The 14,231-nt window shown below is 57.3% G+C and carries 17 protein-coding genes and 1 pseudogene; 2 read left to right on the top strand and 16 right to left on the bottom strand.

Annotated features, from left to right (window positions below; genetic code table 11):
- On the bottom strand, positions 1-712 hold a 712-nt coding region (locus AruCF_RS30110; RefSeq protein WP_496349928.1), incomplete at its 3' end, for a COG3904 family protein.
- A gap of 150 nt (positions 713-862) precedes the next feature.
- Positions 863-1,525 (bottom strand): N-acetylmuramoyl-L-alanine amidase family protein, encoded by a 663-nt coding sequence (locus AruCF_RS27690; protein ID WP_049078197.1) that lies wholly within the window; start codon positions 1,523-1,525, stop codon positions 863-865.
- A 409-nt stretch (positions 1,526-1,934) separates the two neighbouring features.
- Here AruCF_RS27690 and AruCF_RS27695 point away from each other — a divergent pair, with 409 nt between their 5' ends.
- Both AruCF_RS27695 and tenA read left to right on the top strand, forming a co-directional pair.
- The gene (locus AruCF_RS27695) at positions 1,935-2,720 is read left to right on the top strand and encodes a 3-hydroxybutyrate dehydrogenase (RefSeq protein WP_049076994.1); all 786 of its coding nucleotides are present in this window, start codon (positions 1,935-1,937) and stop codon (positions 2,718-2,720) included.
- A 159-nt stretch (positions 2,721-2,879) separates the two neighbouring features.
- A complete protein-coding gene (gene tenA / locus AruCF_RS27700; RefSeq protein ID WP_049076995.1) occupies positions 2,880-3,542 on the top strand; it encodes a thiaminase II in 663 nt (220 codons plus the stop codon).
- A 34-nt stretch (positions 3,543-3,576) separates the two neighbouring features.
- Here the strand turns inward: tenA and AruCF_RS27705 are convergent, their stop codons facing one another.
- The 14 genes and pseudogenes from AruCF_RS27705 to AruCF_RS30230 form a co-directional block, all read right to left on the bottom strand.
- Complete coding sequence (locus AruCF_RS27705) at positions 3,577-4,167, bottom strand: hypothetical protein (protein WP_235432717.1); 591 nt, start codon at positions 4,165-4,167, stop codon at positions 3,577-3,579.
- A 48-nt stretch (positions 4,168-4,215) separates the two neighbouring features.
- A complete protein-coding gene (locus AruCF_RS27710; RefSeq protein ID WP_144419179.1) occupies positions 4,216-4,896 on the bottom strand; it encodes a hypothetical protein in 681 nt (226 codons plus the stop codon).
- Between the two features lie 211 nt (positions 4,897-5,107).
- Complete coding sequence (locus tag AruCF_RS29360; RefSeq protein WP_049077000.1) at positions 5,108-5,866, bottom strand: tetratricopeptide repeat protein; 759 nt, start codon at positions 5,864-5,866, stop codon at positions 5,108-5,110.
- Positions 5,863-6,522: a hypothetical protein gene (locus AruCF_RS29365; protein ID WP_144419180.1), complete on the bottom strand. Its 660-nt coding sequence runs from the start codon at positions 6,520-6,522 to the stop codon at positions 5,863-5,865. The genes AruCF_RS29360 and AruCF_RS29365 overlap by 4 nt, the downstream gene beginning before the upstream one ends.
- 237 nt (positions 6,523-6,759) lie before the next feature.
- The gene (locus tag AruCF_RS29370) at positions 6,760-7,044 is read right to left on the bottom strand and encodes a hypothetical protein (RefSeq protein ID WP_144419181.1); all 285 of its coding nucleotides are present in this window, start codon (positions 7,042-7,044) and stop codon (positions 6,760-6,762) included.
- Between the two features lie 379 nt (positions 7,045-7,423).
- The gene (locus AruCF_RS29375) at positions 7,424-7,672 is read right to left on the bottom strand and encodes a MafI family immunity protein (RefSeq protein WP_144419182.1); all 249 of its coding nucleotides are present in this window, start codon (positions 7,670-7,672) and stop codon (positions 7,424-7,426) included.
- Positions 7,673-7,681: 9 nt separating this feature from the next.
- On the bottom strand, positions 7,682-10,567 hold the full coding sequence (locus tag AruCF_RS27720) for a hemagglutinin repeat-containing protein (RefSeq protein ID WP_049077002.1): 2,886 nt from the start codon (positions 10,565-10,567) through the stop codon (positions 7,682-7,684).
- Complete coding sequence (locus AruCF_RS27725; RefSeq protein WP_049077003.1) at positions 10,564-11,058, bottom strand: hemagglutinin repeat-containing protein; 495 nt, start codon at positions 11,056-11,058, stop codon at positions 10,564-10,566. Before AruCF_RS27725 ends, AruCF_RS27720 begins: the two co-directional genes overlap by 4 nt.
- 296 nt (positions 11,059-11,354) lie before the next feature.
- Positions 11,355-12,047, bottom strand: a complete 693-nt coding sequence (locus tag AruCF_RS29380) for a hypothetical protein (protein ID WP_217349496.1) — start codon at positions 12,045-12,047, stop codon at positions 11,355-11,357.
- 36 nt (positions 12,048-12,083) lie between these two features.
- A complete protein-coding gene (locus AruCF_RS27730) occupies positions 12,084-12,569 on the bottom strand; it encodes a hypothetical protein (protein WP_200904293.1) in 486 nt (161 codons plus the stop codon).
- A 114-nt stretch (positions 12,570-12,683) separates the two neighbouring features.
- Positions 12,684-12,896 (bottom strand): annotated as a pseudogene (locus AruCF_RS30220) (DUF6862 domain-containing protein); the annotation flags it as partial.
- A 123-nt stretch (positions 12,897-13,019) separates the two neighbouring features.
- A complete protein-coding gene (locus AruCF_RS29385) occupies positions 13,020-13,523 on the bottom strand; it encodes a hypothetical protein (RefSeq protein WP_144419184.1) in 504 nt (167 codons plus the stop codon).
- A 54-nt stretch (positions 13,524-13,577) separates the two neighbouring features.
- Positions 13,578-13,958 carry a barstar family protein gene (locus tag AruCF_RS30225; RefSeq protein ID WP_080977526.1) on the bottom strand — a complete coding sequence of 127 codons (381 nt, stop codon included), beginning with the start codon at positions 13,956-13,958 and terminating at the stop codon, positions 13,578-13,580.
- A gap of 7 nt (positions 13,959-13,965) precedes the next feature.
- Positions 13,966-14,142, bottom strand: a complete 177-nt coding sequence (locus tag AruCF_RS30230) for a ribonuclease domain-containing protein (protein WP_080977598.1) — start codon at positions 14,140-14,142, stop codon at positions 13,966-13,968.
- Positions 14,143-14,231: the final 89 nt, after the last annotated feature.

Consider the following 14,231-nt stretch of genomic DNA (forward strand, 5'->3'; position numbering starts at 1 on the left):
GGGTGTCGTCGTCGGATGCCTGGGCCTGCGGCGCGGGCGCGGCGGCTGGCGCGGAGGCCGGCGCCGGCCGCTGGCCGCCCTGCTGCGACTCGTTGGCGGCCGTTTTCACATTGCCGGTGCGATTGATGCCGTACTTGATGATCTCCTGCGGCGAGAAGAAATACATTTCCTTGGATGGGGTGCTGAACATGATGCCCAGCACGTCGGCCGACACCCCGTACTTGGGCAGGGTCGTGACGATATCCGACACGCCGAACTGCGCCTGTTCGCCCGTCATCTCCGGCGCGGTGATCTGGTGCACGCCGAGCCGGCCTTCGGCCAGACGCTGGCGGCCGGCGAAGAACACGAACGCGCACGCCGAGGCACAGTAGCTGTCCTTCGGAATGTAGGTGTTGAGCCCGCGTTCGTAGACCTCCTCGGCCACCACCAGCCCGATGTGCACCAGGCCGCCGCCGTTGTTCTGCAGGATCAGGGTAGAGATGGTCGGATGCTCGCGCAACGCCTTCTTCATGTGCAGCAGGTCGTTGGCGCTGACCGCGCCGACGTAGATCAACAGGTTCGGTTCGCTGGGCAGGTAGAAGAACGGGCCATAGCGCTCGGGTTCTTCCTTTTGCGGCGCGGGCGACTGTGCCTGGGCGGGCGCCATGGACAGGCCCGTCAGCGTGAGTGCCAGGCCCATGGCCAGTGTCGTCAGTTTTCTTTTCAGCATCATCAGTCCTTGTCCTCGGAACGCATGCCACGGGCCGGATCGCCTCCGGTTCGCGCCGTCATCCCCGCGTTGGGCGGCGCGGCCCGCCCCCTCGAATCCGGGATTTTATCCATCTCGCCGGCCATCGCCAGTTTCCGAGGCCCGCGAGTCGCGCTACCGCGCCTGGCAGGCCTGCACGCCGCCGGCAATCGCGCGCGCCAGCCGCTGGATGGTCTCCGGCCTGGCAAGACGCGCCTCCTCGTCCGGATTCACGATCACGCCCGCCTCCACCAGCACCGCGGGCATGGTGGCGGTCTTGAGCACCGCCAGCCCGTCGTAGCGATGCACGCCCAGCCGCCGGTCCAGCAACGGCCGGTTTTCACCGGCGATGGGTTCGGCGTGATACAGCGACGGCTTCTCGCCCGCCGCCAGCAACGCCTCGCCGATCGCCTTTGCGCAGCGCAGGCTGTCTTCGTAGCGCGGATTGAGCTGCGAGACAAAGATGGAGAACCCGGCAAATTCACGCTGGCGGCCCGCGTCGATGTACTTCTGCTGCATCGAATCGTGGTGGATCGAGATGAAGAAATCCGCATCCGGCGCGATCCGGGTGCGCCGGCCCAGCGGCACCTCGGCGCCGTCGGCGGACACGCGGGTCACGCGGTTCCCGGATGCCGCCAGGTCGGCGGCCACCGCGCCGCTCAGGTCCAGGTTGTACAGATACTCCACCCGGCCGCTGGCGCCGGTCGCGCCCGGCTGCTTCGGGGTATGGCCGGTGTCCACCACGACGTGGGCGGCCTGCGCCGCCCCTGCCGCCAGGACTAGCAAGGACGCCGCCATGCGCCGCGCCCATTTTCCCGCCACGTTCCCGCCCTTGCCCGCCTGACCCGCCATGACCGATGCCACGTTTGTCTTTGTCCTGTAAGAAATCCGGATAGCCGCCTCGCGGCGGCGTCGACTGCCGCGGATTCTCGCGCAGCGGGCAGCAATCGGCAATGTCCGCTGGGGGTGTGCCGGGCCGGTTGGTAACAGCCCGCACCGGCGCGCGCCGCGCCGCCGACGGCCGCCTCTCGGCCACGATGCCGGCGTCGGCTCTGGCGCGAAGCGCCGGTGGAAGCAAATGACATAGATGGTTACCGAGCCGTGGCGTTCAGGCCGCTCTCATTTTGGCGCGCTACCATCGAAACCATGCCCCTCGCATCCGCGGGCGCATCCCGGCTCGCGGCATCCTTACCCGGAGGTCCCCAGCATGAGCAATCTGAACGGAAAAGTCGCCGTCGTCACCGGCGCCGCCAGCGGCATCGGCAAGGAAATCGCGCTGACCCTGTCGCGCGCCGGCGCCGCGGTCGCCATCGCCGACCTGAACCAGGCCGGCGCCGACGCCGTCGCCCGCGAAATCGAACAGGCCGGCGGCAAGGCCATGGGCGTGGCCATGGACGTCACCAACGAAGACGCCGTCAACCAGGGCATCGACCGTGTCGCCGCCGCCTATGGCAGCATCGACATCCTGATCTCGAACGCCGGCATCCAGATCGTCAACCCCATCGAGAACTTCGCCTTCGCCGACTGGAAGAAGATGCAGGCCATCCACGTCGATGGCGCCTTCCTCACCACCAAGGCCGCGCTCAAGCACATGTACAAGGATGATCGCGGCGGCGTCGTGATCTACATGGGCTCGGTGCACTCGCACGAAGCCTCGCCGCTCAAGTCCGCCTACGTCGCCGCCAAGCACGCGCTGCTGGGCCTGGCGCGCGTGCTGGCCAAGGAAGGCGCCAAGCACAACGTGCGTTCGCACGTCATCTGCCCCGGCTTCGTGCGCACCCCGCTGGTTGAGAAGCAGATTCCCGAACAGGCCAAGGAACTGGGCATCAGCGAAGAAGACGTGGTCAAGAAGGTGATGCTGGGCGATACCGTCGACGGCATCTTCACCACCGTCGAGGACGTGGCGCAGACGGCGCTGTTCCTGTCGACCTTCCCCAGCGCGGCGTTCACGGGGCAGTCGTTCGTGGTCAGCCATGGGTGGTACATGCAATAAGGGCAGCACGGAGCGAGAGCATCGCGGCCCGTCCCGCTATCGAGGTTCCGCCCACCGGCCTGCCGTGCGCGCAAACGCTGCCGGGAAGTCTTGATATCCTTGAACCGTAGCCACGGCGCTGCGCATGATGCGCCGTCCGACTTCGATTTGAGGATTGCCATGTCTTTCAGCACCGACGCCTGGGCGCGCAACGCCGCGCTGTACGAAAAAACGCGCACCATGCCGTTCAACCAGGAACTGGCCAGCGGCCAGCTCAGCGAGCAGGCGTTCCGCCACTACATGATCCAGGACGCGCACTACCTGCTGGCCTTCGGCCGCGCCCTGGCGGTCGCCGCCGCCAAGGCCGACCATGCCGACGGCGTGGTGCAGTTCGCCGATGCGGCCAAGAACGCGGTGGTGGTCGAACGCAGTCTGCACGAAGGCTTCATGAAGCAATTCGGCATCGATGCAGAGACGTTCGCCAGCACCCCGCTGTCGCCGGCCAGCCATCACTACACCAGCTTCCTCATCGCCACGGCGTGGAGCGCTCCGTATCCGGTGGCGCTGGCGGCGTTGCTGCCGTGCTTCTGGATCTATGCCGAGATCGGGCGCGACATCCACTCGCGCGCGACGCGTCCCAATCCCTATGGCGCGTGGATCGATACCTACGCCGGGGAAGAATTCCACAGCCTGGTGCGCGAAGTCATCGCATCGGTGGACCAGGCCGCGGACAAGGCGTCCGCGCAAACGCGCGACGACATGCACCGGGCGTATACGCATGCGGCGCAGTTGGAATGGATGTTCTGGGACTCTGCGTATCGGATGGGGGAATGGCCGGTGTGAGACGACGCGTACCGGATAGGCCCAGCGACTGCGGTCAGACCTTCGGCATCACGGTCGCAGGGGGTTCCGGGCAGGCCGAAGCCGGCGTCAGCGGCACCTGCCGTTCCGCTGCGCTGGCGCCGGGCACCGTGATGTCCTGCACCACGACCGCGCGCCGCTCCACATAGACCTCGTAGTCCTTGCCAGCGGCTGGCGTGAAATACCCCGCATTCTTCGTCTCGGGCCAGCTCGTGATGGTCACGGACCCATAAGGCCCGGCGCTTCTGTACGTCCCGCCGACCTGACCGTAAATGGTTACCGGAATACCCGCCTTGATGATGAATTCGTCGAACACCAGGCCCGAGATGTTCGGCGAAGGCGGCATTCCAACACTGCCGCTACCGCGCATGTGCGAACGCTGGATCGTTTCCAGGCCGTCGCCATGGCCGAACAGGCCCGACGCGGGCAGGAAGCACGTCCTGTCAAAATCCAGGCGGATGCGATCCGCCGTATATACATACACGCGAACCCGCGCACTGCTGCCCGCGTCGTAACGACTGAGAATATTGGGATTGGTGGCGGAGCAACCCGCCAAGGCGCCACCCAGCAACACAGCGGGCGCCATGCAACGCAACACAGCAATCATCTACCATTCACTCAAAAGAGAAGAAATTAGCCAGGGCAAACGCGGTGCTCACTTGCCATAGGCATCGCGAGGCTCGGCCAGGCGGAACAAGCCTGTCTTGCCGCATTGATAAGGATAGGCCTCGATGCAGCGCTTGCGCATCGTGCGCGCCAGCATTTGCGCCATATCCGCCGCGATCCGCAGGCCGTCTGCGGCCGGCCCCCGATTGGAGTAGTCGCGCAGGGAAATCGGATAGGTGTCTTCGGCGTAGCCGCGGTATTCACCCGATACGGCGTCATACAGGCGCACCTTGATGCTTACCGATGGGCCGTATTGCTGATAGCCGCCAAAGCCATAGGGTTCGCCCAATGCCACCACATACTTTGCCCCGATGGCCGCCGCGTCTTCCTTCAAGGTCAACGGCCGCGCGGAATCCGGATTCACCTTGCGCAGCTTGAATGTCGCCTTGATACCCGCCTCATCCATCGCGCCGGGCAGTTCGTTGTTCAGGGCTTTGCAGACCGCCTCGGCTGCATACAGCGCTGGCAGCGCGGTACGCGCGCCGATCCAGCCCGTGTCGTCGATTTTCTTCTGGTAATTGCAATCGGACGTATAGACCAGGACCGGACTGATCACTTCATCCGGCTCGGGGTTCGTCGCCAAGGGCTTGGCCGGGGAACCCATGATGAAGGCGCAGCCCGACGTGAGCAGCAACACAGCGGCAGTAGCTGCCAATTTAAGTGAACGCATGATATTCGTGGTATTCAATGAAGCAAACTGCGGACGGGCGGTAGCCGTCTACTCGGCCGTAGCCGGCTCGGCGAATTGGAAGATCTCGGTGTAGACCGTGGAGCCACCCAGATCCACCACCGCGAACTCATCCGCGTGATAGAAAACCTCGACCTGCTTGCCCGCTTGAAGCCGAGCCAGGCTTTGGCGGCGCAACACTACGCCCTATCACCTAGTTTCCTTGCTCAGGATATTTCTTCAATAACTCTACGAATGGCGGTTCCTGGAGAGTCCGGCGGTGTTCCTCGCGGACATCCGGTTTGGAGTTCCTGACTAAGGAACGCACCTTGTCGATGTCGGCCTGCGCCAGCTCCGGCTGCTCCATCCGGTCGTAGGCCAGACCGCGATAGGCGTATGCCCAGACATAATCCGGTTGGTACACCATACCTTCGGAAAAGGCTTCTGCGGCACTAGACCACTGCTGTACATCGATCAGTGCCCGGCCGAGATGGTAGTAACTCGGCATGCCATGGCCGGTGCCCTTGCCCCTAAGCCCCATGTTGTCTTGAAACATCTTTCGGAGAAGTTCAACCGCCCGTTCCGGCTGCCCGTTATCTCGATAGTTGCCCGCAAGATTGATGATGTCCCAGCCTGTGCGGGCAGGCTTCAAGCGAAGCGATTCCTCGCGATCGGCGATTGCATGCGCATAATCCCCCTTTTGCGCATAGATAAGAGCACGCATTCGTAGCGTGAGCACCTGCACCTCCGTCTGCGCGCCGAGCGGGCTTGAAAGGCAAGCAGACAGCAGTTGAATGGCCTGGTCCGGATCTTGCGCCCTGCCATTCGCAGTGGATTTTATGCCGCTGACCTGCTCACACGGGCTGGCGTGACTCGTCGTCGCACGATCAGCAAAACCCGCCCTCGGCGTGACAGCACAACCTGAGAGCAGGATCAAGGGGGCAACGAGCGTTGCTGAGATAAATGACTTCATTGTGGATACTCGTCGTTGGTCAGATCGGGACGTAGGATTTGCAGTAGCGGCGGTGTTATTGATCCCTGGAGCGTGCAATAGATGTAGACCTGGCCGGCAGCGTCAACTTCGAGCATGAGTGCGCGTTCCACGCTTCCCTTCGGAGTCAGCGTGCCGGTGCCGCTCGGTCGCCAAGAGTCCAATGGGTCGCCGACTTTGCGAATCTCGCTACGAGCCCAGGTATTACCCTCGTCGACAAGTTTTCGGGAGGCAGGCAGAAAGGCATTTATTTTCTCGGCCACAGTTTTGATGCTGCCTTCCGCCTTGAACCCCCAATATAGGAAGGCGCCAAATTCGACGTCGTAGGAAACTTCATCATGCCAGGCGAGCAGGCGCACCCCGTCAATATCCAGCGGCCTCGAGAAAACCTGATCCCGCCCCTTCTCGGCAAGCGGGTTTTCAACCACGATAGTCGCCGCTTGGCCTCGTTTTTTTACCTCTACCACTGTTCCAAGCAGATTCGGATTTTCCTTGAGCGCATTGAACAGCGATGCATCGCATCTCGCGAACAGGCGGAGCGCCTCGCTTGCCGACGCGGGCGAACTGCCCGTCGCCGACGCCGAAGAGGCTGCAAGCAAGCAAAACGAGGCAAGCAACGTAGGAAAAAATCTGGACATTGAATCTTCCATGAGGGCGTTGAATGAATGGAACAGGTCTGCTATGCCGCGGCACTCGATAGTCGTATTGATTCGTGTGCCTGATAAACCAGTCAGCGCTATCGAACAGCGGTCGAAAACTTAGCTCGATGTCTTATTTTTCTTTACGGATTGGTCGACCCGCTTGATAAGAACGGGAGTTCTAGTACTAACGGCAGAGAGCGCTGGATATTAAGTACACTGACGCGACAACTGCGATTATATTGGCGGAAATTTACGCCGCAAGGGCATTTTTTCCATCAGATAAGTCCGATATTTATTATTTTGATTGAGCCGACCTAATCGGAATGGGATAGGAATCGTGCGCCCGGCCGCAATATTCGCCTGATACGACGTCATGCGGCCGCACCTTGATTCTGGCTGAAGGCCCGTATTGTTGCTCCCCGCCAAATCCATTGTGCTCGTCCAATGCAGCACATATTTTGCACCGATCGCCGCAACATCTTCTTCCATGGTCGGCGGGCGGGCGGACTTCGGATCCATCTCTCGCTGCTTGACTCGCCTTGATGCCCGCAGCGTCCATCGCGCCTGGCAGTTCGCTATTCAGCGCTTTGCAGACAGTCTCGGCCGCGTATGACGCCGGCAGAGCAGTGGTGGCCACGCTCCAATCTCTGTCGCCAATTCCCTTCTGATAATCGCAGTCGGAGGTGTAGGTCAACAAGGAAAAATTCATAACATGCTCTAGGCTTCGCCGGAAAACGTAGTCTGAATTCTTCCCTATTGCCCCCAAGACGAGCGCTTTGCCAAAATATGACTAATCGCTGATGTTTATGCAGACACGGAGGTTGCTATGTGCAATGCGAAGAATTTGGACGAAAACATAATCTGACACATTATTTTTCTGAAACACCCCTCCCTTTAACTACAGAGTTTTTAAGTACTGCAACTCTTCGATACTCATCTCCATAGCTTTTTCCGCCAAAACAAGCTGCTCTTTTAATCGCTCTGAAATACAGATATCAAATTCCACCAACTGGGTACATAGCAGTTCTAGCGCCACCCCAGCCTCACCAGATGAGAGCAGTTCTCGGACATTAGCCTCAGTGTTATCAACGAAGCTCGTCGAAATCTCATCCAAAGCAGCTATGATTATTTTTTCCGGATCACACATATTTTCTCCCTATTTTGTTGGATAAGCAGTAATAATACCCTCTCCAAAGGGTTCCACGATCACACGCACGTTAACCCCATCGCGGACACCTTCCACGGCCCATCGAACCGGGTTACCCTTCGTGGTGAATTGAGCACCAGGTTTACCACTTAATTGTGTCCATGTTGCTTTAGGATCAGTAGCCAAATCAGAAACGTAATGCATAACGTCTTCGCTGCTCCAGGAAGAAGGGAAAGCCGTCTTCCCTGGGGCGCCTGGCCATAAATGCCCTCCGCCGCTAGCATCACCTAGCAAAATATGTAGCGTTCTTTGCCTGCTCGCCAGATTAATGAACTCAGCACTGCTTGGCCCCCCCTTTGCTACGACAACAGCTTCACCCACCGTCTTTGCGCCGAGTTTTCGGAATATTTCTTGCAGCCCCGGATTGCCTAGTAGAGCGAACGCCACCTCTTTATCCTTCGCGCCGAGATAGCCTGCGCCCCCCCTGATAATCTCCTCCGGAGTAATGCCTCCTACCAACAATGCTATTTGCCGATTAATCAGCTCCACGCTTCCGGGGTCATCTTGATACAGCTGTTTTGCCGCTTCTAAGGACACAATCGCATCGTTAATACTTGAGAATTTTGCCGCACAACTGGTGCCGCATGGTTTTCCAAGATAGGCCTCAGCATTTGTGACCTTCTGACTGGCAGTCTGACCGGGATTTCTGTCTCCAAATCGAGCCTGCTGCTCGGGCGTCCACGAGCCATTCGCATTACCATTAAGCAGATGATCCCGCCGTTCCGCAGGGCTAGCTGTAAATAAGGACGCGGGCTTATTCTGAGCTATGTATTGCCGAGCAAATTCGTCACGACCCGAGTTATCGACAGCATCCGCTCGCTCGTCAACAATGGCATACCCAGCAGACAACAGACGTTGATACGCCTCTTCCAGCGAGATATGTTGTCCCGTCAATTCCGCGACGTATTTCTGCATCCCTTCGGCGTTTTCCTTCGCCCACTTGCGCTCATCGGGATGAAGTTGACGGTTGTACATATTGGCGACGAGAGCCCCACCCGCACCACTGCCACCCCCAACAAGACCGCCGGCAGTGCCCGCGATAACGTTAGTAATTACGTCTACGACCTTGTCTCTGAGTTCGGGCGGAATATCCGCTACAGCCCTCTGTATTTGCTCCTGCACCAGGTTGCTTGCCACGTCGCCCGCTACTGTGCCGGCGATTGCTCCAAGGACGTTGCCTCCCCCAAGAGCGGCCCCAACTCCTGCCACAACAGCATGTAACGCAATCGAACCCTTTTTTCCTTCACCCCAAAGCTCGGGATTCTCCTTGGCAAGATCCTTCAACACATCCCCTGCAATCTGCATCCCCAACTGGCCAAACGCCTGCTGGAACTCGATCTGCTCGCGAACTTTGTCCTTGTCGAAGATCTTGCCGATGCTACCGTTCGCGCCAGCCGTATCGCGGCTCAGCCCTGCCGTGCTATCCCGCCCCGTGTCCTTGTCCGAACGCACCTCGATCGTGCCTGCCGACACAGCCGCGCGTGTCATGCCTGATTCACTACCGCTGGTGCTCGCAAAGCTCAAACCCGATGGGCCTCCGCCCAAAGCATCACCCTTGTTGAGCTTGTCGAACGCGCCAGACATACCCAGGTTGATGCCGACCGTGGTCGACTTGTATTCCGCCTTGTTATGCAGGTCGCTGAACCCCAACGTCTCGGTCGACAATCGGTTTTTCGCAGCATCGGCATCACTGGCAATGACGGCGCCATCCAACTGCGTGTGCTTCCCAACGTAGATGTCGTAACCCCCGGAGCCCGCAAACAAGCCCGTTTGCTCGACCACGCTGTCATAGTTGGACTTGGTCTTGCCAATGCTCGCGCCAAGATAGGCATTGCCCGTCATCGACCCAAAACTGAAGCTGGCCCCGGCATTGGCCTGTTTTTGCTTGGCGTCATAGCGATCCGAATCCTGCTGGCTCGCCAGAATCAGGTTGCGGCCGATATCGGCTCGGATGCTGTCCGCTCGCGCCTGGGCGCCTTCAAGCACGGTGTCACGACCGGAGATCAACGTCAGGTTGTCGCGCGCGCTGACCTGAGTCTCGCGATACGTCGTGCCGTTCCCCCTGGCGTTGCCGCTTCCGACGTAGCCGCTGGCAAAGATATTGATGCCGCCACCGCTACCGCTATCAGAGACACCGATGCCGACGCCGACCTTCCAGCCGCTGTTCTTATTGGTGGAGACCTCCGTGGATGTCTGGGCCTGGCTTTGCAGCATCAGGTCATTGGTGGCCGCCAGCAGTACATTCTTGCCGGCCAGGTCGCTGCCGATGATGGAAAGATTGCCGGAGCCGGCAACGCCCTTTTCGCCCAAAGCGATGATGGAGATATTCCCGCCCGCCATGACGGAAGAACCGAAGGCGGTTTCCTGAGTACGCTTCGTTTCGCTAACAGACTTGCTGGAGCCAAGGCTGATCTGGATCTGGGCGCTGGCGGCTTCCTTCTGCGCCACCGACGCGTTATCCGCCTTTGCGGCGTCCATCATCCGGTTGGCCTGCACTGCCTGATAGGCCGCCTGCCCTACCTTGACCGCGGCCAGCCTACCGCTCTTGGCGTCGCCTGCTTGCTGCAAGGTGCCCTGAATCTGCTGGGCAGCGCCCAACACGCCGCCTGCCACGCCAATGGTCAGGCCGGACTGTTTGAACTCGTGATACTCATGCTGGCGCGCTTCGCCCACGCCGGCAATGATGGCGACGTTGCTGCCGACAATGGAGATATTGCCGTCCTGGGCCAGCAGGTTGCTCGCCATGATGCCGACATCGCGCCCCGCGTCGATGGTGAGGTTGCCGCCGGCACTGCCGATCGTGCTCGCCGAATAGCCACCGCTGGCTCCTTTCATCCAGTCGGTGCGTTCCTGCTTGTTGTAGCCGATGCTGATCCGCCGCCTCCGCCAAAGCCCGACTTCTTGATCTTCTCGTACTGATAGTCCTTGTAGGTTTCGTCCTTGGCCAGTACCTGCAGATCTCTGCCAACCGCGATCTCGACATCGCGATCACCGACGATATTCGAGCCGACGACCGTCATATCGCGTCCGGCCAGCATCGCGACCGTGTCGCCGCCAAAGGTCGAACTAACTCCCTTGGTCCACTCCGTCTCGCGGATGAGGTGCGTCGTCTTGCTGGAAAGGAAGCCTTTCGTCTTGTAGTAGATCTCGTTGTAGGTGTAGCCACTGGCGTCCCCCGCCAGCACGTTGATGTCGCGTCCCGCGCCAACAGCCAATTGTTTGTCCGATGCGACTTGCGCGGCGATGGCGTTGACGTCCCTCACTGCCATCAGCGTCAGGTTTCCACCAGCGGCGATCTGCGTACCGATATCTTCCGTCGTACGCATCTCCGACCGGTTCTTCTTGCCGAAGTTGAACGACTCGCCATAGCTCGTCCCAGCGGCGGTCAGGTTGATATCGTTGCCGGCGCGAATGCTCGCATCACCGCTGCCATGATCTTGCCCGGATCGCTCTCCGTGATGCGCATCGCGCGTGATCTGCGTCGTCAGGTAGAAATTGAAGATACAACGTAAAACAGCGAAAGCGGTATCGTACGTACTAATGCAGCTCAGTCCCGCTCAACGGGAAAATATACCTTAAACATCAACCGTTATTGAAATTAATTAAATAATTTTAATAAATGTCAATCACCTTCAGAAGGGATATAGATATAGAATTTTCTCGCAAAAACTTCCAAGAACATCCAACCAGAAACCGCGGGAAACTCAAGCACCCCTTCTAAAATATATTTATTAAAAGCAGAACTCACTTCCGAAGCATTGCCTGATTCGTGCACCAACCTATCTGCCACAGATACCTGCCTACCCGAAGCGTACTCATCAAAAACTCGTCGACAAAAAACAACCCCTTCAAATACGAACCAAAACCCTCCAACGTACTCATGCATTGCATACAAGCTATCAGCTTTACTTGTATATTTAGTCCATTCACCAGAACTAGTTCGTCCTCTCAGAATACCATCTTCAAGATACCACTCAACATACTCCACCCCTTTCGAGGAATCATAAATGTAATGCTTGGGGAATAATTTTTCCGCCCCCTCTCCTTTGCCCTCAAAAAAATCAAAAACTCCTACCTCACTATTCCTTCTTGAGATGCTTCCTTGCGGCAAGGCCGCCCCACCTTTGACAAAAACCCGCAAACCACCCTCACTCTCGTCAATCTCTCCATAGGTACAATCAAACTTATTAATCAAATCAAAATCTATATCTATGATCATCTGATTTTTTCCAGAACAATAGTTCTCATGCCATCCAGGTTTGTAAAACACTCCCATCAGTTCGAAGGAATGTATGCCCTGAGAAACGTGCGTCAAGCGGGGAATTCTGAACGACTTTCAATCCCAATGCCTCTAAGTCAGCCAAGCTTGGATCTTTCCGTAGGGATTTGCGGAATTGGCGTTAATAAAAATCTTTCCGCCAGGCTCTATGACACGCGTGGCCTCTGGCAAAAAATCCATCATCGAATTAGTCCCGACAGCATTTTTTGGTGTATACGGGTTGCTCGCCACAATTTTCTCTAAAGAACCACCAGTAAACGGTAACTGCCTAGCATCCGCACGAATACCCGTTTGAATATCCGCTCGAATATCCACATTTATTGCACCTGGGGTTTGTGCACTTTTCCCTCCGAACAGCTCGATCGTCGGTTTACCAGCGGTTCCTCCTTTGGCGGCCAACGCGACCTCGGTCACCGATGGTCTGAATAGCCCACGCACCGCAGATGCTATTCCACTCAGCGCGCCACCACCACTATCAATCGCCAGCCCTTCGGCAACACTGGCAGCTATTGTGTAATGCCAAGTTCCATCCAGGGGATCGGGCGAAGCTTGAAGCATAGGAGAATCAGCCCGCACGGCAAAAGGCACACCGCGCTGATCGAAGAGCACAACGTTACCCCTCGTTGTTGCCAGTTGGATTGCCACGCCGCACAGGGGAGATGTCCGATCCGCGCAGGCGCTTGCCAGGTCTTTGTCGCGTTGCGCCGATATGCCTCCCAGTTCTCGCGCCCGATTGCAGGCATCTGGATCCCTGGGACCGCAAGAAGCGATTGCCGCGTCGAATCGGCGCTGTTCGGCAGCCCAGAAATCGCTCGGGTTTCTGTCCGAGATAGTTGTTCTCGGTCTCGATCTGGGCAGCCAACGTCGCGACAGCGCTATCTCCACCCAAGGCAACAGTAAGGCCAGCGACAAGGCTAGCGACCAGGTTGACGCGTGCTTCTTTCTGCTCGGCCGTCAACTCTTTCGCGTCTTGACCAGAGAGCCCCTGGGAACCAGTCAATTGGAATATTAATTTTCAAGCACGCGCATAAACTTCTCGACATCAACCACACCAACATCCCTATATTCGGAACTCAGTCTCGAACCACAAACAAATCCGACACTATTGCAATACGCCGCATATATCGATCCTGCGTGGCAGTCAGGACGAAACACGTCCAACGAAGGACTAGAAAATTCGCCACCACACCACGAAATCAATGCACCTCTATTAACAAACCAACGCAATGAGGCCTCAACACTCTCCTTCCAGCGTCTTTCTGTTGGCCATAAGTTGATCTTCATTTCGAAAGAAACGTTGCTTAAATCCTCCCCAACCCACTCACGCGCCCTTATTTCAGAAAAATCGGCCCAGATATTTTTAAATGAAGATATATTCTTCGCCACATCAGACGAATACCCTTCTTTCCAGTAACCGAAAAATATCAAACCAGGCACTTCTTCCTGATATATCTCCCCTGTATTCTTATCTACAAATGCCCAATAGATTCCAAGACTCGCACTAGTCCTCATAGGCCAAAATTCCTCATCTGTTGGACGGAGGGCTTGATTTCCGTAACAGAGACTCTACACCTGCCCACTCAAAATCGATCTAATAACGCATTCATCCCTCGAACGAAAATTCACTTCCAACACATGATCCTCGCCAGGATGCCAATCTAGAACAGAATCGCGAAGCACCTCTAGATACATACGAAGGTCCTCATCGTTCAGTTTAGGCAGCGACTCGTGAACCAAGACAACTTTTTTACAAGGGATCCAGCTAAGATCTCTCAAACAGTCGTACAGTGCATCCCAATTAAATCCAAAATATCCCGGAAACCAGAGTATGTAATACAAGGATCTCAACAATTCATCAGCCAGACTAGTTTCCGGATCAATACGCGCATAAAAAACACGCGACGCATCATATGAAGGACTATTTTCAGTAAATGCAAAAGGCAACATTTTTTACCTATTTTTGGATCGGAATAAAAGTCTTATAATGATCTGCCGTATAGTATATCTCCCCGCCCTTTCCCACGACTATTCTTTGAGGCCCTGGTCCGGAAACACCCGGAGTAGGATGAACGTATTCGGTATAGTAGCCAAGCGGCTTCTGAGGAAGGTCTAAATTTTTATTTTTAAATATTGACCCATCATTTTATGTGGAAACATCCCACTATTATTTATGCGATCTAGAGTCGGCCCAAGATCGACAGCCCCCTTGAAATATTTTTC

This window comes from Achromobacter ruhlandii, assembly GCF_002082135.1.
Classification (GTDB): Bacteria; Pseudomonadota; Gammaproteobacteria; order Burkholderiales; family Burkholderiaceae_B; genus Achromobacter; species Achromobacter ruhlandii.